Raw genomic sequence first — 19760 nt, forward strand, 5'->3', positions numbered from 1 at the left:
CGTCAGCAGCCCATGACGGCGAACAGTCGGGCGTGCTCGCCCTGCGAGTCCACCAGGACGAGGTGAGACGAGGGCGTGAGATCATTGAGCCCGGACCGCTCGAGACCCGACCCGGGGTTGTTGAAGACGTTCTGGTGTCCGAAGTCGAGCACGTAGGTCGCCCCGATGCGGTCTACGGCCTCGCAGACACGCGGATCGCTGTCGATCTGAGCCAGGTGCGCATCGACGAACTCTTCATCCGCGGACCGTGTGCCGAAGATGTGCCGAGCGGTGACGTGCCGGTCGGCGAGTGCGAAGGCGAGGGATCCTCCCGTCCACGGATTCACGATCAGCAGGGCATCCGGTGGCGTCGTCCGGTCGAGGCGTTCGAGCACCGCGGCCTCGTCGGCCGTGAGCAGAGCGGAGGAGGCGTCCAATCGGTACACGGTGCGCGCATCGTCGACCACCGCGGTGACGTTGGGTCCCACCGCCACGCCGAACAGCGCCGCAACCGCGACCGAGAGAATTCCTTCCCGAACCGCAGCCGGGGCGTGGATGCGCCGCAGACACGCGGTGACGGCATCGACGATCACGATCGTCCCGAGCACGGCGACGGGGATCCCGACGATCGGCAGAAGAGCGGCGAGACGGAACGAGTCGTTGTACCACGGGCTCGTGAGCAGGTCGCGCAGTCGTGTGCCGGCGGGTACGCCGCTGGCTACGATGAACAGGAACGCTGCGGCGGCGAAGGGCGGTCCCACCCACCACCACCTCGAGGGGTGGCGCACCACGGCGGCGATGCCGATGAGAAGCACCACGGCGGTGGCGATCGTGACGGGATAGCCGCGAGGCGACATCAACGCCGCCTCGCCGAACGCCTGCGCCGTGCTCTGCCACGCGGCCCAGGCTGACATCGCGGCATTCGTGCGGCCGAACCGCCACAGGCCGACACCGACGAGCAGGATGGCGAGAATCCATCCTCCCTGTACGACGTAGCCGCGCCGCGTGCCGCCCCGTCGCGCGAGGCGCACGAGGAACCAGATGACCGGGACCACAGTGAGGGCGTAGAGCGCCAGCAGGGCGTTCGGATGCGCCATCGTGATTCCGGCGGCGATCAGCGCCAGCAGAAGTGCCTGGCGCACACGGCCCCGACCGTGTGCGGTGAGAAGCATCCACACCGCGGCCACACCGGCGGGCAGGACCGCGTACGCCGTCGCATTCGGGTACAGCACACCGAAGTAGACGAGCAGGAGCGGGAAGGCGCCGAAGCCGGTCGACAGCGCGGCGGCCGCCCCGAGCGCGGCGGGACGTCCGCGGAACACGGTGGCGGTGAGCGCGAGGACGGACGCGGGCCAGGCGAACGCGCAGATCGCGATCGTGCCGGCGTTGACCGCGAGGGGGATGCTGCCGCCGCCAAGCTGGGCGACGAGGGTGACGACACTGTGCCAACCGTTGGGGTACCAGTCGGTATCCGAGGTGCTTCCGATCGTGAAGACGGAGGCATCCGCGGAATCGAGCGCGAGGCGGATGGCATTGAGATGGACCACGTTGTCGAAGGTCTGCGAGATGTTCTCCGGCCCGCCGAACGCGATCATCAGCTGGACCGAGATGGTGATCGCAGCGCCCAGGAGCCCCGCGGCCCCGACGGCCACCGACATCCAGCCTCGCCACCGCGCCGGGGATTCGATGCTCTCCGGCGCATCGGTGCCGTCAGGCGCCGATGCGGATCGTGACGGCCCGGCGACCCAGCGGCGCACCGCGAACGCGATGCCTGCACACGCGAGCGTGACGATCGCCACCGGCAGCAGCGACCAGCGCATGTGCACCAGGTGCGCCGCCGTCGCGGCCCCGGCAAGGATGGCGAGCGATACCGCCGGTGCGAGCAGCCAGAGGCGCAGGGAGCGAACTCCCCAGCCGGCGACGATGACCGCGCTCCCCGGAACGGCCACCAGGAGGACGCCGACGAGGACGGAGGGGATCGCCGCTGCCCAGGCCTCAGACAATCTCGACCTCCGGGCTCAGTGACAACAGTGAGCTAGTCTAGAGGATCGTTGTCCGGGCGACTGCTGTGAGCCGCAAGAGCCTCGCGGACCTCGCGTATCGCAGCGCGCTCGCGCGTCGAAAGGAAGCCTCGCTCATGGATCTCCTCATCGTCGGCTCCGGTTTCTTCGGCCTCACCGTCGCGGAGCGCGCTGCCGCGGCTGGCCGGAAGGTCACCGTCATCGATCGTCGTCATCACATCGGTGGCAACGCGTACAGCGAGGACGAGGCGACGACGGGCATCGAGGTCCACCGCTACGGCGCGCACCTCTTCCACACCTCGAACGCGACCGTGTGGGAGTACGTGAACCGGTTCACGACCTTCACGAACTATGTGCACCGCGTGTACACGAACCACAAGGGCATCGTCTTCCCGCTGCCGATCAACCTGGGCACGATCAACCAGTTCTTTCAGGCGGCGTACACGCCGGATGAGGCGCGCGCACTCGTGCACGAGTTGGCGGGGGAGTTCGATCCGAAGTCGGCGCAGAACCTCGAGGAGCGGGGGATCGGCCTGATCGGACGCCCGCTGTACGAGGCGTTCATCCGTGACTACACGGCAAAGCAGTGGCAGACCGACCCAAAGGAGCTTCCGGCGGAGATCATCAGCCGGTTACCCGTGCGCTACACGTACGACAACCGCTACTTCAACGACACGTGGGAGGGTTTGCCCACCGACGGGTACACCGCCTGGTTGGAGCGGATGGCGGACCACCCCAACATCGAGATGAAGCTGTCGACGGACTACTTCGACGAGTCGCAGCCGCTCAACAAGAAAGCGACCGTCGGTCAGCTTCCCGTGGTCTACACCGGGCCCGTCGACCGCTACTTCGACTATGCCGAGGGCGAGCTCTCGTGGCGGACGCTCGATTTCGACGAAGAGGTGCTCGAGGTCGGCGACTTTCAGGGCACGAGCGTCATGAACTATGCGGACGCGGGGGTCCCCTACACCCGCATTCACGAGTTCAAGCATTTCCATCCGGAACGCGCGGACCGATACCCGACGGATAAGACCGTCATCATGCGGGAGTTCTCCCGCTTCGCGACGCGCGAGGATGAGCCGTACTATCCAGTCAACACGCCGGACGACCGCGCCGGTGTGCTCGCGTACCGGGAGCTCGCGAAGGGTGAGAAGGACGTCCACTTCGGCGGGCGTCTCGGCACGTACCAGTATCTCGACATGCACATGGCGATCGGGTCGGCACTGTCGCTGTGGAACAACCACCTCGCCTGATCGCGAGGGGGCGCGCGGCGACGGGGCTCAGCGAGCTCCGTCGCTGAAGGTGTCCCGCCAGGCATCCTCCGAGACGAGCTCCGGCAGCGCGCGGCGGTAGTCCTCCGCCAGACGATCCCACCGCCGACGCAGTGCCCAGTGGAGTCGGACGCTCTCGACCAGCATCTGCCGGAACTGCGCGCGGTCGCGCGTATAGACGTTCTTGCCCGATCCGTCGGCGGCATTGACCAGCGCGCTGTCGAACAGCGGGACGCGCCACCAGTGGGCGTCATCCTTGCCGAACTCGACCTCCGGCTGCGCGACGTTCTCCGGCCGCGGCGCGTGCAGCCAGTGCGCTGCGAGCGTGGATGCCGTGAACCAGCGCAGCCGCAGCCCGGTCGGACTGTCGAACTCGTGGCGCTTCAACCGCCGGAATACCTGCCGTCCGCGGCGCGAACGGAGCGGTTCGTCGGTGTCGCGGTGCACGACGGTCTCGGGGAAGTCCTTCGCGAGAGCCCGCGCGGCAGGCATCGCCGTCGCGAGGTTCGCCCTCATGTGTGCGGGGCCGGACAGCACGTCGCGCAGTGCGCGGTGGCGCAGCGCAACGGGGTAGTACTGCATCATCATGAGGTGCTTGAGATCGAGGCGACGGCTGTGCCGGAGGAGCGTGCCGCCGTCGGGGGCCCCGGAATGCAGCAGCGCCGCGACGATGCGGTTGCGCGCGTGGAAATACGCCTGCCAGTCGATCGAGTCGTCCTTGCCCACCCACGACACGTGCCAGAGGGCGACGCCCGGCACCGACACGGTCGGATAGCCCGCCTCGCGCGCGCGCAACGAGTATTCGGCGTCGTCCCACTTGATGAACGCGGGCAGCGCCAGCCCGACCTCACGGATGATGTCGGTGGGGATCAGGCACATCCACCAGCCGTTGTAGTCCGCATCGAGACGCGAGTGCAGCGAGGGGGACTGGCGAAGGTTCGCGACCGAGAAGTCGTGGGGCATCCGTTCCTGGTTGAGCGTGCGCCACATGAAGGGCACCTCGTCGACGACCTCTGCCCAGGCATGCAGCTTGGGCCGGTCGAGCAGATCGAACATGTGCGCTCCGACGATCGTCGGAATCGTCGCGTAGCGCGCGAACATGATCGAGCGGCGGACCGATTCCGGCTCGATGCGCACGTCGTCGTCCAGGAGCTGGACGAAGTCGCTCTCCGGGCGGTGCAACGTCTCGGTCATGGCCCGGGCGAAGCCGCCGGATCCGCCGAGGTTCGGCTGGGTCACGATCTGCAGCGTGTCGCCGAGGTCGGCCGCGACTTCGGCGTAGCCGTTCTCATCGGACACCAACCGGTCGCCCTGATCGATGACGAACACCCGGTCCAGCAAGGGCAGCACTTCCGGGCTCGCCGCGAGGTCGCGCAGGGTTCCGATGCAGTAGTCCGGCTTGTTGTAGGTGGTGATGCCGATGCTGGCTTTGCCGGTGCGCTGAGGTTCGGTCTCGGTCGACCAGGTCGCACCCTCGAAGATGGCGGACTTGTCGTCGGCGGCGACGTCGAACCAGATCCAGCCCCCGTCGCTGTACTGATTGAGTGTGAGCTCGAACGTCGTCGCGGCCTCACCGTCGACCTCACGGGTGTCGATGCGCTGTCGCACGCCGCTGCCGGTCGACCGGTAGACGAGGACCGTCGCGGGCCCGTTCGTGCGAACCGTGAGCGTGACGTCGCGCACGGTCGTCCAGTGCTGCCAGTACGACGCCGGGAAAGCGTTGAAGTAGGTGCCGAACGACACGCGTCGCCCCGCGACGATGCGCGCCGTGGTGCGACCGAGGATGTTGCCCAGCTGTGCGCGGCTGGAGACGCGCACGGGCTCCTCGTCGATCGAGGTCCACGTCTCGGGATCCACGTACAGCGGCAACAGATCGGGATCGCGCTCGGTGGGAAGGACGGTGTTCTGCAGAATGTGAGTCACGAGAGGCTCCGAGCGTTGCGAGCGGATGAAGGACAGGTCAGGATGCCGTGCCCGCCGCGACCAGCGGCGGCATGGGCTTCCAGGCGGCATCCCGCGAGATCTTGCGTCCGTCGCGCAGGCCTCGGAACAGGTTCGAGGTGCCCCGGACGGTGCGCTCGACCAAGAGGAGCCGGATGAGCTCCTTGCCGAACGTGAGCGCGGTGCCGAAACCGAAGAGCACCGGGTTGTAGACGCCGAGGCTGCGGTAGTAGCGCTTGATGATCGCCCGGTTGCGCATGATGTAGTAGCGGTACGCGTTGCTCGACGCGTTCATGTGCCGGATGCCCATGTCCCACTGCTTGATCTCGCGTGTGCGGCGGAGCACGAACTCGTTCACGATCACCGACGTGGTGATGCGCGACGCGAGCCAGCCGTAGGTCTGGTCGTCCCAGTAGATGAAGAAGCGGGGATCGGGCAGGCCGATCTGCCCGACGATGTCGCGGTGGATGAACATGCCCTCGAAGCAGCCCGAGTTCATCTCCTTGTAGCCCGACTCGTCGAACCCGCTCGGTGCATACGGGATCGGGATCGCGAGCGGCTCCGCGACGCGGTACTGCCAGTAGAACTCGCTGCCGTCGAAGTCGTAGCGCCGCCCCTGGATCGACTTGAACCGCGGCGCCCACGCGCCCATCTTCGCGAGTCCGTCGGGCAGCACCTCGACGTCGTCGTCCATGAGCCAGATCCAGGTGGAGCCGAGCTCGTACGCCACCCGCATGCCCTCGCTGAAACCGCCGGAGCCTCCGGTGTTCTCGTCGAGTCGGCGGTAGACCAGCTCGGCGCCCAGCCGCTCGCGGAACGACTCGACGACGGCGGTGGTGTCATCGGTCGACGCGTTGTCGACGATCACCACGTGGCCCGGCTTCGGGTCCATCGCGGTGATGCTCTCGAGCAGCTTCGTGAGCAGGCCGGACCGGTTGTAGGTGACGATCGCGATCGTCGCGCTGGCGGGCGAGAACGTCTCGTTCGAGGCCGCGTCGGGGCGCGCAGAAATAGAGGCCATAGCGCGAGAAGTCTAACCCGGCGCCCTGCGCATCACCCGTGCCCTCCACCCGCGCACTCAGCGCGGCACGCGCTCCGTCTCGCCCTGCTCGCCGACCAGCCGTTCTTCTGAGGCTCCGCGTCCCAGCAGGGGCGCCTGCTTGATCTTGAACGCGAGCATGACGATCAGCAGCCACCCGCCGGCGACGATCGGACCGGAGTCGGCCACGCCCTGCACGAGCAGGATCGCTCCGGTCAGCGTCGGCACGAGCGTCACGGGGGAGTAGGGCCGGTCGGCGACGAGGTCCCAGCGGGGGCGGTCGACGGCGAAGAACCAGGAGCGCCACACGTACGCGAAGAAGGTCAGGGCGAGCAGCGCCATCCCGACGATCCCGAGCTGGAGGAGGACGTCGAGCCACACGCTGTGGGCCTGCGTGAGGGCAGAGTCGATGCCGGGGACCCAGGGCACGGATGCCGCGTCCAGCGGCGGCCACGGCGTTGCGAAACCCCACCCTTGCACCGGACGCTCGAGCGCCTTCGCCGCGATCAGCGCCCATGTCCCTTCGCGCCCGTCGAGGTCGGTGCTGCGCCCGAGGAACGAGAAGATCTGGCTCCGCCCGAACCACACGGCGAGCATGCCGGCCGCGGCGATCAGGGCGTAGACCAGGTAATACCGGGTGCGCTCGCCGGCGCGCTTCGTGGTCCGCATGACCAGCACCGTCGCCAGCACCAGGACGACCGCCGCCGCTCCGAGCCAGCCGAGGGCGGAGCCCGCGCGGAAGAAGAGGAACGCCGACAGCGCGAACCACCCCGCCAGCAGCGTGCGCCGCGGCGCACGTGAGGCGAAGCGGACGGCGAACACGACCATGCCCAGCAGCGCGAGGAACGCCAGCGCCGTGGCATCCCCGACGATGCCCTGGATGCGCCCACCGCTCATCAGCTGATCGTGTGACCAGACGACGGCCCCGTCGGCGACGACGCCGTCGGGCCGCGCGAAACCGGCAAGCAGCACGCCCCGCCAGACCACGGACACCCAGAGCTCGAATAGGAGCGACAGCCCGAGCACCCATTTGAGTGCCGACGCCATCGCCCGCACCAGCTCACGCCACGTCAGCACCGCTCCGACGAAGACGGCCTGCATCGTCGTCACCAGCAGGAGGACGAGCGTCGCGGCCGTCGCCGCGAGATGCGTCGTCCACAGCAGCGAGCACACCGCCCACAGGACATAGGAGAGAGCGAACCACGGCAGTCGACGCCACTGCACCGGGGGACGCGAGAGCGCCCACACCGACGCCGAGACGACCCCGGCGACGACGACCGCGACGGCGGTGGCGGGGATGCCGAGCGCCAGCGGCCACGCGGACCCGGCGAGGGCCGCGGCGAGGACGAAGATGCACCACCCCCGCAGCAGCAGGTGGCCCGACGTCGCGCGGATCGGCGCGGTCGGCGGCGCCGCGACCGGATGCTTCGTGTGGACGGCCATGGTGAGATCAGAGTAGCGCGACGGCGGTCCTAGGCTGGGGGCATGCTGACGCCGATCTCCAACGATCCTCGCGACTACTCCTGGGGTTCCCCGACCCTCATTCCCGCCCTCGAAGGACGCCGGCCGACGGGGGCTCCCGAGGCCGAGATCTGGTACGGCGACCACCCGGGCTGCCCGTCGCGGACGCCCGACGGTCGCACCCTCGACGTGGCCCTCGCCGACGCCGGACGTCCCGCTCTGCCGTTCCTGCTGAAGCTTCTCGCCGCGGCATCCTCGCTGTCCATCCAGGCCCACCCGACGCGCGCCCAGGCACAGGAGGGGTTCGCGCGGGAGGAGCGCGCCGGTATCCCGCGCGACGCCGCCGACCGTCTCTATCGCGACGACAACCACAAGCCGGAGATCATCGTCGCCCTCAGCGACCGCTTCCGTGCGCTCGTCGGACTCCGCCCGCTCGCCGAGACCCGTCGCTTCCTGTCCGTGCTCGCCGCCACCGGCGACGACGTCCCCGCCGGTGTGGCCCAGCTGCAGAGCCGCCTCGCCGTCGACGACGACGGGCCCGCCGCCGAGCGTGCTCTGCGTGACGTGCTCGCCTGGGCGCTCGACGAGGCGGATGCCGCGACGGTGGCATCCGTGGCCGCGGCTCTCGACGCCGCGGCGGACACCGGCGAGACCGAGTTCGCCGATGAGATCGCGGTGCTGCGCGCCGCGGCATCCGACTTCCCGGGCGACGGCGGGCTGATCGTGGCCCTCCTGATGAACCTCGTGACCCTCCGCCGCGGTGAGGGGCTGTTCGCGCCGGCCGGGGTGCTCCACGCCTACCAGTCGGGCCTGGGCGTCGAGCTGATGGCCGCGAGCGACAACGTCATGCGGGGAGGCCTCACACCCAAGCACGTGGACGTCCCGGAGCTGCTGCACGTGCTGGACGCGACTCCCGCCCCGGCTCCCGTCATCCGTCCGCGCCCCCTCGCCGACGGGGTCGACGTCTACGACACCCCCGTGGACGATTTCCTCCTCGAGCGTGTCACCGTCACCGTCGCCGGCGACACCGTTCGCGTCGCGGTGCACGGCCCCACGATCGCGCTCTGCACCGTCGGGGAGGTCGTCGTGGCCGGTGCGTTCGACTCGGCGGCGCTCCGCCCCGGAGCAGCCGTGCACATCGCAGATGAAGACGCCGTCGAGGTCTCCGGCACGGGCGAGCTCTTCCTGGCCCAGCCCGGCTCCTGACCCACCGGCATCCGTGAGGGCGGCGCGGCCGCGACACGCCGACGGGCGTGCGTGAAGGTTCAATCCCGTGTTGAGGGTTTACGATCTGCGACTTGACCGCGGCGAATGACAAGGGTGTAATTATTCCAACACGCGCATCGGCGCATCGGGAAAACGTGGGGAGAACGATATGACGGGTTACCGCTCCGGCGTCCCCGACAACTGGTTCGTCGACCCGGTCAATCTGGGTGTGCCGGGAGTGCGTCGTCCGTCCGTCGCCGACGAGGACACCGCGCTCGCCTGGCAGGCCGACGCCCTCTGTGCGCAGACCGACCCCGAGGCCTTCTTCCCGGAGAAGGGCGGCTCGACACGCGACGCGAAGCGCATCTGCACCTCGTGCGACGTGCGCGGCGAGTGCCTCGAGTACGCCCTGCAGAACGACGAGCGCTTCGGCATCTGGGGTGGACTCAGCGAACGCGAGCGCCGCAAGCTCAAGCGTCGCGCCTGATCGCGGCGACCGCTTCGGCGGCGTGACCGATCACGAGACTCGCGGGCGACGTCCGCGTTCTGCGCCGGCTCCCGCTTAGGCTGACGACGTCATGCCCGCCCGAGTTCACGCACTACTGGTCGTGCGCCCTGATGCGCGCGTGGCCACCGACATCCGTCTCGACCGCGTCCTTTCCGCGCTCGCGGCCCAGGCGCGCCCGGTGGACACGCTCACCATCGTGCTGTGCGGCCCACACGCAACCGATCGCGAGCTTCAGCGCATCGCGGGCGAGTCCGCCGCCGAAGCCGTCATCACCGCCGATCGCGGGACATCCTTCGCCGACGCCCTCGCACTGGCGAGCCGACGGCTCGGTGGGGATGCCGTGTGGGTGCTCGACCAGGACACCACACCCGCGCCCGACGCGCTCGTTCGCCTCATGGGCGCTCTCGAGACCGCGCCCTCGGTCGCGATCGCCGCGCCGAAACTCGTCCGCGCCGACGACAACGACCGCATCGTGTCTCTCGGTGTGTCGATGACGCGGGGCGGCCGCGCCGTCGGTCTCGCCGACGGGGAGCACGATCAGGGTCAGCATGACGCCAGCGAGGACGTTCTCGGCTCGGATGTCCGCGGCATCCTGGTGCGCACCGACGCGTGGCGCGCGCTCGACGGTCTCGATTCGGCGCTGGCGGGCGCGGACGAAGGCCTCGACCTCGGTGTGCGCGCGCGTCTGCGCGGCGGCCGTGTCGTCCTCGCGCCCCAGGCTTTCGTCGCCATCGCAGATCCCGATCGCACCGACCCGCCGACCCTCGGCGACCGCTTCGAGCCGGTCGGGGTGCGTCGGGCCTACAGCCGCCGCACGGCGCAACTGCACCGTCGACTCGTGTACGCGCCGGCGGTCGCCGTCCCGCTGCACTGGCTCTCCCTGCTGCCGCTGGCGGTCCTCCGCTCGGTCGCCCTGCTCCTCGGCAAGCGTCCGTCGATGATCGGTCCGGAATGGGGCGCCACGCTGACGGTGCTGCTGCGTCCCGCCGCCGTCGCCCGCGCACGCCGCGGCATCCGTGGCGGCCGCCGCGTCTCCTGGGCGCAGCTGGCACCGCTGCGGGTCAGTCGGGTCGAGCTGCGTCAGCGTCTCGACGACGACGTGATCATCGACGGCACCGCGCGCGGTGAACTGCACTTCTTCTCCGGGGGCGGTGCCTGGATCGTCCTCGGAGCCCTGCTCGTCTCGGTCCTCGCCTTCCTGTCGCTGCTCGCGTGGCCGGTGCTCGGCGGGGGAGGCCTTGCGCCGCTGCGGGCGACCGTCGGCCAGCTCTGGGCCGATGCGGCATCCGGGGCCCGGCCTCTCGGCTGGGACACGCAGGGGCCGGCCGACCCGTTCAGTGCCGTCGTCGCCGTGCTCGGCTCGCTCTGGCCCGCCGCGCCCTCGCGCGTCCTCGTCGTCGTCTGGGTGCTGGCGATCCCCCTGTCCGCCCTGGGCGCCTGGTTCGCCGCCACGCGTCTGACCGACAACGCGCTCGCCCGCGCCGTCGTGGCCGTGGGCTACGCGCTGGCGCCGAGCCTGCTCGACGCGCTGGCATCGGGACGACCGACGGTCGTCATCGCACATCTGCTGCTTCCCTGGTTGCTGTGGACCGCCGTCGCCGCGCACCGCTCGTGGACGGCGGCGGGCATGGGGTCGGTGATCGCCGTCGCGGTGCTCGCCAGCGCCCCGTCGCTGGCTCCGGCCCTCGTCGTGCTGTGGCTGGTCGCGATCGTGCTCACGGCAGCGCTCGGTCGCGGTCGAGGACTCGCACGGGTCGTCTGGCTGCTCGTTCCGTCGGTGGTCGTCTGGGCGCCGATGATCTGGCGCCGTCTCAGCTCTGGCGAGCCATGGGCCCTGATCGCCGACCCGGGGGTGCCGCTGCCGTCGGGGGAGTCGACCGATCTCGCCCGCCGCGTCGCCCTCGCGTTCGGGTTTCCCACCGCGGGCGGCTCGGACTGGGGTCAGCTCGTCGACAGCGCGGGGCCCTGGCCGTTCCTGCTCGTCGTGCCTCTGATCGTGCTCGCGGCGGCGGCTCCCATCGTGTCGCGCACGGCGTCGTCCGCGGTCGTCCTCCTCATCGCGCTGAGCGGCCTCGCGACGGCGGTCGCGGTCATCGGCATCGTCGTCACCTCGGATGCCGCAACCGGCATCGCGGTCTGGCCGGGCGCTGCCCTGAGCCTGTACTGGCTCGCCCTGCTGGCATCGGCGGCGCTGACGATCGACGCGCTCCCGGCGCGGGCCCGACTTCGCGCACCCCTGGCCGCACTGGTGATGACCGCTCTCGCGGTCAGTGCGGTCCCCATGATCACCGCGCTGCCTCGGGGGACCTCGGCCGTCACCAACGGTCCGAGCAGTACCCTGCCCGCCTATGTCGAGGCGGAGGGCAGATCGGGGCTGGACAACGCCACCTTCGTGCTCACCGCCGCGTCCGACGGATCGGTCGTCACGGACGTGGTCTGGGGCGAGACCTCGGCCCTGGGCGGACAGAGCACCCTGCGCTCGGCGCGCTCGTCCACCGACGCCGGTGATGCCGAGGCCGCGGAGCTGACCGCCGAACTCATCGCCGTGCCCTCGGGTGACGCGGTCGCGCGTCTGGGCGCGCACGGGGTCGCATTCGTCCTGCTCGGCGGCACCGCCGACGGCGAGAGCGACGCGGCGCGCGCGGTGCGCATCGCCGCCGAGACCGCGCTCGATCAGCGCCAGGACCTCGAGATCGTCGGCGACACGACGAAGGGCAAGCTGTGGCGGGTCACCGCTCCGGTCACGGATCGCGTTGCTGCATCGGCGGTCGACAACGCCCGCACCGCCGCGGTGCAGATCGGGGTTGTGCTGATCGCGTTGCTGCTCGCCCTGCCCACCCGGCGCTCACTGCGGCTGAACCGTCGTCGCCCGCGCATCATCGGCGCGCGACGCGTACCCGGAGGAGGACTCCGATGAGCAACCGCCTGCCCGGCGTTCGTCGCCTGACGACCGTGCGGTTCGCCGTCGGCGGCGTGATCACGGCGGCCGCGGTGGCGGCGGGCGTGGCCCTGGCCGCGTTGCCGCTTCCTTCGCACACGGCCGACTCCACGCTCTCGATCGCTGCGCATCCGCCCGCGACGGCATCGATAGCGACGTGCGTCGGACCCGTGCTGGCCGCGGGGCGCGACGCGACCCGCGCCGCCCAGCTCACCGACGCCGCTCCGGCGGCGCTCACCTCTGCCGCGGTGTCGAAGGCGGCCCCGACGGATGCCGCGACCTCCACATTGGCCGCCCCCGACGTCACCGGCGGAACCGGGCCGACCACGTTGCGCGCCGCTCCCGTGGACGGGGAGCCCGCCGACATCGCCGCAGCGACCTCGGCGCAAGTGAGCGCGGACGACCTCGCCGGGTTCGCCGCGTCATCCTGCGCCCGGCCCGAGATGGAATCGTGGCTCGTCGGCGGCTCCGGGGCGACCGGCGCCTCGGATCTGGTCGTTCTCGAGAATCCGGGTGTGGTCGCGGCGCGCGTGACGATCACCGTGTACGGCGCCGGCGGCGGCGCCGTCCCCGTCGCGGGCAACGCGATCGTCGTCGCCGCCGGCACGCAGCGGATCATCCCGCTCGCCTCCCTCGCGCTGCGCGAGGACAACCCGGTGCTGCGCGTGACATCGGCGCAGGCCCCGATCCGCGCCGCTCTGCAGACCAGCCTCACGCGCGTGCTCGTGGCCGGAGGTGTCGATCAGGTCGGCGCCACCGCCGTTCCGGACACCGATCTCGTGATCCCAGGTGTCCCGGTCGTGACGACGCAGGGCGGCGCCGGCGAGAGCAACGTCCCGACGTCGCTGCGGCTGCTCTCGCCGGGCGCCGACGCCCAGGCGACCGTCACCGTCGTGCGCGACGGTGCGGCCGTGGGTGCTCCGCAGACGGTACCCCTGCAGGCGGGGGTGCCTCTCAAGCTCGACCTGGGCGGACTCGCCACCGGCACCTACGCAGTGCGGGTGAGCGCGACGGCCCCGGTGACGGGCGCCGTCTGGGCCACCTCCGGGTTCGCAGCCGGAAGCGATTTCGGCTGGTTCGTCGCCGCCGATGCGATCACCGCGCCCGCGCTCGTCGCCGTCGCCGCCGGAGCGGCCCCGACCATCACCTTCGTCTCGTCGACAGGAGAGCCGCAGACGGTCGTGCTCACGGCGTCATCCGGCGCCGGAGCGAAGACCGACGTCGCGGTGCCGGGGGGCGGTGCGGTCACGATCCCGGTGCGCCCCGGTGAGGTCTACCGTATCGATCCGGGCGCGGGCAGCGTCCGGGCCGGCGTGACGTATGCTGCCGCCGGCGCTATCGCCGGCTACCCCGTCGCGCCGAGCGCATCGGCGGCGTCGGTCGTCACCGTCTACCCTCGCTGAGTCCTCGCGGGCCACTCACGCCCACGCGGAACGGTCAGAGGAAGCGGAACCGCTCCGGTCCGAGATCCCAGGGGTCGCGATCGAGGTATTGCGCCGCCGCGCGGAAGACGCAGCCCTCGATGGCCATGCGCCGATGCAGCTCGTCCTCGCGATGCAGGCTGCCCAGTCGTTCGATGGGCAGACGGTACAGCACGATGCGCCGCTCCTCGGTCGAGACCGTCCACCGCGGGATGCCGTCCTCGTCGGACGCCGGCGGCATGGCCGCCACCTCGAAGCGCACGTCTCGCAGTTCCGGCCAGGCGCTGCGCAGGAACTCCGCCGCCGTGCCGACGACGAAGTCGAAGCGTTCTTCGCGCGTCTCCTGCGCCGGAAGCGGCGGCCGCACGACGGGACTGCGGTCCTCGCGACCATGCCGTCCGTGGCGGGACGGCCGCACCCGCGGGGGAGTGCTCGCGCGCCGCCTCATCATGTTCCGAGTCTAGGTCAGCGTCCCCCGTCCGGGTCGTCGATGCGTCCGGCGGCGGCGCGGCATCCCGCGCCCCGTGCGCCGCCGCCGGTAGCGTGAGGGTGATGCGTACCCGACTGTGTTCGAAGGTGGGCTGTGCCCGCGAGGCCGTGACGACCCTGACCTACGACTACGGCGATCAGATGGCCGCCCTCGGCCCGCTCGGCGCGGCGACCGACCCGCACGCGCACGACCTCTGCGCCATCCACACCGACCGCCTGTCGGTGCCCAAGGGGTGGGTCGTCGTCCGTCACGAGACGCTGCGCGTCTGAGGCTCGGCCGGCGTCCGGACGAGGGTGCGAGAATGGGCGGATGCCGACCACTGCCGCCCCCGCCCGCATCCATGACTTCGTCGTCGCCGACCTGAGCCTCGCCGAGGCAGGCCGTCATCAGCTGCGCCTCGCCGAGAACGAGATGCCCGGTCTGATGGCCCTCCGTGAGGAGTTCGGTCCGCTCCAGCCGCTCGCCGGTGCCCGCATCGCCGGCTCGCTGCACATGACCGTGCAGACCGCGGTGCTCATCGAGACGCTCGTGGCGCTCGGCGCACAGGTGCGCTGGGCCAGCTGCAACATCTTCTCCACCCAGGACGAGGCCGCCGCCGCCGTCGCCGTGGGTCCGCACGGCACCGTGGACCAGCCGGCCGGCGTTCCGGTCTTCGCCTTCAAGGGCGAGACGCTCGAGGAATACTGGCAGCTGGCCGATCGCATCTTCGACTGGTCGGCCGAGGGCTTCGACGGGCCCAACCTGATCCTGGACGACGGCGGCGACGCGACGCTCCTCGTGCACAAGGGTGTTGAGTTCGAGGCGGCCGGTGCGGTGCCCGCGGCATCCGAGAACGACTCCCTCGAGTACCGCATCGTGCTCGACACGCTCCGGGCGAGCCTCGCCCGCGACCCGCAGCGTTTCACCCGCATGGCCGCGCAGATCGTCGGCGTCACCGAGGAGACCACGACCGGCGTTCATCGACTGTACGAGCTCGCGGCAGCCGGAAAGCTGCTGTTCCCGGGCATCAACGTCAACGACTCGGTCACCAAGAGCAAGTTCGACAACAAGTACGGCATCCGCCACTCGCTTCCGGACGGTCTCAACCGTGCGACCGACGTGCTCATCGGCGGCAAGGTCGCCTACGTCGTCGGCTACGGCGATGTCGGCAAGGGAGCGGCCGAGGCGCTGCGCGGTCAGGGAGCTCGCGTGATCATCGGGGAGGTCGACCCCATCTGCGCACTGCAGGCGGCGATGGACGGCTTCCAGGTCGCACGTCTGGAGTCGGTCATCGGCGACGTCGACATCCTCATCACCGGCACGGGGAACACGCGCGTGGTCACGGTCGAGCACCTTCAGAACCTCAAGCACCTCGCCATCGTGGGCAACGTCGGTCACTTCGACGACGAGATCGACATGGCCGGGCTCGAGGCGATTGCGGGTGTCGAGAAGATCGAGATCAAGCCGCAGGTGCACGAGTACCGTCTGCCCGCCAGCGCCGGTCGTGCGCCGCGCAGCATCCTGGTCATGAGCGAGGGGCGGCTCATGAACCTCGGCAACGCGACCGGGCATCCCTCCTTCGTGATGAGCGCGTCGTTCACCAACCAGGTGCTGGCCCAGATCGAGCTGTACACGAAGCGGGAGCAGTATCCCGTCGGCGTGTACGTGCTGCCGAAGATCCTGGATGAGAAGGTGGCGCGACTGCATCTGGCGGCGCTCGGTGTTCAGCTCACCGAGCTCACGCCGGAGCAGGCCGCATACATCGGTGTTCCCGTGGAGGGGCCCTACAAGCTGGAGCATTACCGCTACTGACGGTCGATGTTCCCCGGACCGGGTGCAGGTGATCCATAGCTGCGGCACAGCGAATGTTCACCCCACTTTTGTTTTGATTTCTTCAAAACTAGGTAAGGTGGAGGCATGGCCTCGCTCGCAACACCCGCGCACGGCGCAGACGCCGCCGACGCCGCGGCGGCGCTGCGGGCGGCAGGGCTGAAGGTCACGGATTCGCGTGCAGCGGTCTACGACACGCTGCGAACGCACGCGCACGCCAGCGCGGAGGACGTCTTCCTCGCGATTGTGGAGCGGATGCCGCGTGCGAGCCGCCAATCGGTGTACAACGCGTTGGGTGATTTCGCCGATGCGGGGCTCGTACGCCGAATCGAGTCGGCGGGCCGGCCGATGCTCTTCGAGCTGCGGGTCAGTGACAACCACCATCACCTCGTGTGCACCTCGTGCGGCGCGGTCGTCGACGTGGACTGCGCCATCGGCGCGGCGCCGTGTCTCGAGCCCTCCGACAGCCACGGCTTCATCCTCACCACGGCGGAGGTGACGTACTGGGGCGTGTGCCCCGCGTGCGCACGAGCCGCCACCCCACCCCTCACGGAAGGAACATCATGACAGACCAGGACCCGACCAGCGCCGGCATCGGCGCTGACGCGACCGACATCGACCAGTCCGTCACCGTCACCGACACCGACGAGGCGTACGCCGAGGAGGCCGCGACCTGCCCGGTCATCCACGCGCAGCCGCACCCGACGAGCGGGTCGGCCAACCGGGTCTGGTGGCCCAACCAGCTCAACCTCAAGATCCTCGCCAAGAACCCCCAGGTGCGTAACCCTCTGGACGCGGACTTCGACTACGCCGCCGCCTTCGAGTCGCTCGACCTGGCGGCCGTCAAGAAGGACATCGAAGAGCTACTCACCACCAGCCAGGACTGGTGGCCCGCCGACTTCGGCCACTACGGACCGCTGATGATCCGCATGGCGTGGCACTCGGCCGGCACGTACCGGGTGACCGACGGTCGCGGCGGCGGCGGCGCCGGTCAGCAGCGATTCGCACCGTTGAACAGCTGGCCCGACAACGTCAACCTCGACAAGGCGCGCCGACTGCTCTGGCCCGTCAAGAAGAAGTACGGCCAGTCGATCTCCTGGGCCGACCTCATGATCCTCGCCGGCAACGTCGCGCTGGAGTCGATGGGTTTCCGCACGTTCGGCTTCGCCGGCGGCCGCGCCGACGTCTGGGAGCCCGATGACGACGTGTACTGGGGTCCCGAGACCACCTGGCTGGGCGACGAGCGCTACTCCGGAGACCGCGAGCTGGACAAGCCTCTCGCGGCCGTGCAGATGGGCCTCATCTACGTCAACCCGGAAGGACCGAACGGCAATCCCGACCCGCTGGCCTCCGCCCGCGACATCCGTGAGACGTTCGGTCGCATGGCGATGAACGACGAGGAGACCGTCGCGCTGATCGCGGGCGGCCACACGTTCGGAAAGACGCACGGCGCGGCATCCGACGACAACCTCGACGACAACCCGGAGGCTGCGGGCCTGGAGGCTCAGGGCCTCGGCTGGAAGAACAACCACGGCACGGGGCGCGGTGACGACACGATCACGTCCGGCCTCGAGGTCACGTGGACCTATCACCCCACGCGCTGGGACAACGAGTTCTTCCACATCCTCTACGCGTACGAGTGGGAGCTCATGAAGAGCCCCGCCGGTGCGCACCAGTGGCGGCCGAAGGGCGGCCAGGGCGCCGACATGGTTCCGCTCGCGCACAGCGACGGCAAGCGCGAGCCGCGCATGCTCACGAGCGATCTCGCCCTGCGTATGGACCCGGAGTACGACAAGATCTCGCGGAAGTTCAAGGACGACCCCGACGCCTTCGCCGATGCGTTCGCCCGTGCATGGTTCAAACTCACGCACCGCGACATGGGACCCGTCACCCGTTACCTCGGACCGGAGGTGCCGGCGGAGGAGCTGCTCTGGCAGGACCCGGTCCCCGCGCCGACCGGCACCGGGCTGGACAGCACGCAGGTCGCCGACCTGAAGGCGCGCGTGCTCGACTCGGGTCTGACGGTCTCCGAACTGGTCGCGACGACGTGGGCGGCGGCATCCTCCTTCCGCGGCAGTGACAAGCGCGGGGGCGTCAACGGCGCACGCATCCGCCTCGCGCCGCAGAAGGACTGGGAGGTCAACAACCCCGCCCAGCTGCACCGGGTGCTCGGCGTGCTCGGCGGTATCAAGACGGATGCCGCCCAGGCCGGTATCGACGTCTCCCTCGCCGACCTGATCGTCATCGCGGGCAATGCCGCCGTCGAGAAGGCGGCGGCCGATGCGGGCGTCGCGGTGGACGTGCCGTTCCACGCGGGACGCACCGACGCCTCGGAGCAGCAGACCGAAGTCGAGTCCTTCGCCTACCTGGAGCCCGCGGCCGATGGCTTCCGCAACTACCAGGGTCCGCTGGCCCCGATGCCCGCGGAGTACCACCTCATCGACAAGGCGAACCTCCTCACCCTCACGGCTCCGGAGATGACCGTCCTGGTCGGAGGCCTGCGTGTGCTGGGCGCGAACTGGGACGGTTCGCCGTACGGCGTGTTCACGGACCGGGTCGGGGTGCTCTCGAACGACTTCTTCGTGAATCTGCTCGACCTCGGGACGACGTGGACGCCGCTGGACCCCGGCTCCCACGCCTTCGCGGGGGTCAAGGACGGCTCGGGCGAGAAGGTCGGCGTCGGCACGCGCGTCGATCTGCTCTTCAGCTCGAACTCCGAGCTGCGCGCGCTTGCCGAGGTGTACGCCTCGGACGACGCGACCGAGAAGTTCGTCCGCGATTTCGTCGCCGCGTGGACCAAGGTCACCGAGCTGGACCGCTTCGACCTCCACCGCTGAGCACGCATCCACACGACGCCGGGGCCCCTTCCGATCGGAAGGGGCCCCGCCGTCGTCCTGCGCGGCACGCGGTCTCAACCCAGACACGTCGGATACTGTGTTGTTGCGCCCTGCCGCGCCGCGGCATCCGGCCCACCCGAAGGACGAATCAGGCCATATGACTTCCCGCATCCTCGTTGTCGACGACGACATCGCGCTCGCCGAGATGATCGGTATCGTGCTGCGCACCGAGGGCTTCGAACCGCTGTTCTGCGCCGACGGCACCGCCGCCGTCGAGATGTGGCGGGAGGAGCGGCCCGACCTCGTGCTCTTGGACCTGATGCTGCCCGGCATGGACGGCATCGAGATCTGCACGCGCATCCGCTCCGAATCGGGCGTTCCGATCATCATGCTCACCGCGCGCACCGATACGGCCGACGTCGTCCGCGGGCTCGAGTCGGGCGCCGACGACTACATCGTCAAGCCGTTCAACCCGAAAGAGCTCGTGGCGCGGATCCGCACGCGGCTTCGTCCCGCCGCCGAGGCGACCGGCGGCGATCTGCGCATCGGCGACGTCATCGTCGACGTCGCCGCCCATGAGGTGCGCCGGGGGAGCGAGGTCATCGCGCTCACCCCGCTGGAGTTCGAGTTGCTCGTGGCGCTCGCCTCGAAACCGCAGCAGGTGTTCTCGCGCGAAATGCTGCTCGAGCAGGTCTGGGGCTACCACTACAAGGCCGACACCCGTCTCGTGAATGTGCACGTGCAGCGGCTGCGCGCGAAGGTCGAGATCGATCCCGACAACCCGCGGATCGTCATGACGGTGCGCGGCGTCGGCTATCGCGCCGGCGCGGTGGTGTGAT

General features: G+C 69.9%; 15 protein-coding genes. 10 read left to right on the forward strand and 5 right to left on the reverse strand.

Translation table 11 applies throughout. The annotated features are described in order from the left end of the window. Positions 1–2 precede the first annotated feature (2 nt). Positions 3–1982 (reverse strand): DUF6541 family protein, encoded by a 1980-nt coding sequence (locus tag JOE53_RS02575; RefSeq protein ID WP_204946703.1) that lies wholly within the window; start codon positions 1980–1982, stop codon positions 3–5. Between the two features lie 134 nt (positions 1983–2116). On the opposite strand from JOE53_RS02575, the gene glf reads away from it, so the two are divergent. Beyond that, positions 2117–3253 carry a UDP-galactopyranose mutase gene (glf, locus tag JOE53_RS02580; protein ID WP_204948157.1) on the forward strand — a complete coding sequence of 379 codons (1137 nt, stop codon included), beginning with the start codon at positions 2117–2119 and terminating at the stop codon, positions 3251–3253. 27 nt (positions 3254–3280) lie between these two features. On the opposite strand, the gene JOE53_RS02585 is transcribed toward glf, so the two are convergent. From JOE53_RS02585 to JOE53_RS02595, 3 genes are read right to left on the reverse strand one after another with little or no spacing between them, the layout of a single operon-like run. Continuing rightward, on the reverse strand, positions 3281–5194 hold the full coding sequence (locus JOE53_RS02585; protein WP_204946704.1) for a glycosyltransferase: 1914 nt from the start codon (positions 5192–5194) through the stop codon (positions 3281–3283). A 37-nt stretch (positions 5195–5231) separates the two neighbouring features. After that, positions 5232–6233 (reverse strand): glycosyltransferase family 2 protein, encoded by a 1002-nt coding sequence (locus JOE53_RS02590; RefSeq protein ID WP_204946705.1) that lies wholly within the window; start codon positions 6231–6233, stop codon positions 5232–5234. A gap of 57 nt (positions 6234–6290) precedes the next feature. Next, complete coding sequence (locus JOE53_RS02595; RefSeq protein ID WP_061683380.1) at positions 6291–7694, reverse strand: O-antigen ligase family protein; 1404 nt, start codon at positions 7692–7694, stop codon at positions 6291–6293. A 42-nt stretch (positions 7695–7736) separates the two neighbouring features. Between JOE53_RS02595 and manA the strand changes: the two genes are divergently transcribed. From manA to JOE53_RS02615, 4 genes are all read left to right on the forward strand, one after another. Further along, positions 7737–8918: a mannose-6-phosphate isomerase, class I gene (manA, locus tag JOE53_RS02600; protein ID WP_204946706.1), complete on the forward strand. Its 1182-nt coding sequence runs from the start codon at positions 7737–7739 to the stop codon at positions 8916–8918. 169 nt (positions 8919–9087) lie between these two features. Next, positions 9088–9405, forward strand: coding sequence for a WhiB family transcriptional regulator (locus tag JOE53_RS02605; protein WP_005048276.1), 318 nt, complete (start codon positions 9088–9090; stop codon positions 9403–9405). Positions 9406–9496: 91 nt separating this feature from the next. Then, positions 9497–12343 carry a glycosyltransferase gene (locus JOE53_RS02610; protein WP_204946707.1) on the forward strand — a complete coding sequence of 949 codons (2847 nt, stop codon included), beginning with the start codon at positions 9497–9499 and terminating at the stop codon, positions 12341–12343. Next, positions 12340–13767 carry a DUF5719 family protein gene (locus tag JOE53_RS02615; protein ID WP_204946708.1) on the forward strand — a complete coding sequence of 476 codons (1428 nt, stop codon included), beginning with the start codon at positions 12340–12342 and terminating at the stop codon, positions 13765–13767. Before JOE53_RS02610 ends, JOE53_RS02615 begins: the two co-directional genes overlap by 4 nt. 34 nt (positions 13768–13801) lie before the next feature. Here the strand turns inward: JOE53_RS02615 and JOE53_RS02620 are convergent, their stop codons facing one another. Then, a complete protein-coding gene (locus JOE53_RS02620) occupies positions 13802–14236 on the reverse strand; it encodes a metallopeptidase family protein (protein WP_039412603.1) in 435 nt (144 codons plus the stop codon). Between the two features lie 101 nt (positions 14237–14337). Between JOE53_RS02620 and JOE53_RS02625 the strand changes: the two genes are divergently transcribed. The 5 genes from JOE53_RS02625 to mtrA all read left to right on the forward strand — a co-directional run bounded on the left by JOE53_RS02625 (position 14338) and on the right by mtrA (position 19759). Further along, the gene (locus tag JOE53_RS02625) at positions 14338–14544 is read left to right on the forward strand and encodes a DUF3499 family protein (protein ID WP_005048283.1); all 207 of its coding nucleotides are present in this window, start codon (positions 14338–14340) and stop codon (positions 14542–14544) included. A 40-nt stretch (positions 14545–14584) separates the two neighbouring features. Beyond that, positions 14585–16066 (forward strand): adenosylhomocysteinase, encoded by a 1482-nt coding sequence (ahcY, locus tag JOE53_RS02630; protein ID WP_204946709.1) that lies wholly within the window; start codon positions 14585–14587, stop codon positions 16064–16066. A gap of 105 nt (positions 16067–16171) precedes the next feature. Then, positions 16172–16651 (forward strand): Fur family transcriptional regulator, encoded by a 480-nt coding sequence (locus JOE53_RS02635; RefSeq protein ID WP_005048288.1) that lies wholly within the window; start codon positions 16172–16174, stop codon positions 16649–16651. Next, positions 16648–18921 (forward strand): catalase/peroxidase HPI, encoded by a 2274-nt coding sequence (katG, locus tag JOE53_RS02640; protein ID WP_204946710.1) that lies wholly within the window; start codon positions 16648–16650, stop codon positions 18919–18921. Before JOE53_RS02635 ends, katG begins: the two co-directional genes overlap by 4 nt. Before the next feature lie 157 nt (positions 18922–19078). Then, the gene (gene mtrA / locus JOE53_RS02645) at positions 19079–19759 is read left to right on the forward strand and encodes an MtrAB system response regulator MtrA (RefSeq protein WP_005048291.1); all 681 of its coding nucleotides are present in this window, start codon (positions 19079–19081) and stop codon (positions 19757–19759) included. The last annotated feature ends 1 nt before the right edge of the window (position 19760 follow it).

Source organism: Microbacterium laevaniformans, assembly GCF_016907555.1.
Taxonomy (GTDB): domain Bacteria; phylum Actinomycetota; class Actinomycetes; order Actinomycetales; family Microbacteriaceae; genus Microbacterium; species Microbacterium laevaniformans.

Coding starts and splice junctions, on each gene's coding strand:
- glf (WP_204948157.1), top strand. CDS start 2,117: ATGGATCTCCTCATCGTCGGCTCCGGTTTCTTCGGCCTCACCGTCGCG.
- JOE53_RS02590 (WP_204946705.1), bottom strand. CDS start 6,233: ATGGCCTCTATTTCTGCGCGCCCCGACGCGGCCTCGAACGAGACGTTC.
- JOE53_RS02595 (WP_061683380.1), bottom strand. CDS start 7,694: ATGGCCGTCCACACGAAGCATCCGGTCGCGGCGCCGCCGACCGCGCCG.
- manA (WP_204946706.1), top strand. CDS start 7,737: ATGCTGACGCCGATCTCCAACGATCCTCGCGACTACTCCTGGGGTTCC.
- JOE53_RS02605 (WP_005048276.1), top strand. CDS start 9,088: ATGACGGGTTACCGCTCCGGCGTCCCCGACAACTGGTTCGTCGACCCG.
- JOE53_RS02610 (WP_204946707.1), top strand. CDS start 9,497: ATGCCCGCCCGAGTTCACGCACTACTGGTCGTGCGCCCTGATGCGCGC.
- JOE53_RS02615 (WP_204946708.1), top strand. CDS start 12,340: ATGAGCAACCGCCTGCCCGGCGTTCGTCGCCTGACGACCGTGCGGTTC.
- JOE53_RS02620 (WP_039412603.1), bottom strand. CDS start 14,236: ATGATGAGGCGGCGCGCGAGCACTCCCCCGCGGGTGCGGCCGTCCCGC.
- JOE53_RS02625 (WP_005048283.1), top strand. CDS start 14,338: ATGCGTACCCGACTGTGTTCGAAGGTGGGCTGTGCCCGCGAGGCCGTG.
- ahcY (WP_204946709.1), top strand. CDS start 14,585: ATGCCGACCACTGCCGCCCCCGCCCGCATCCATGACTTCGTCGTCGCC.
- JOE53_RS02635 (WP_005048288.1), top strand. CDS start 16,172: ATGGCCTCGCTCGCAACACCCGCGCACGGCGCAGACGCCGCCGACGCC.
- katG (WP_204946710.1), top strand. CDS start 16,648: ATGACAGACCAGGACCCGACCAGCGCCGGCATCGGCGCTGACGCGACC.
- mtrA (WP_005048291.1), top strand. CDS start 19,079: ATGACTTCCCGCATCCTCGTTGTCGACGACGACATCGCGCTCGCCGAG.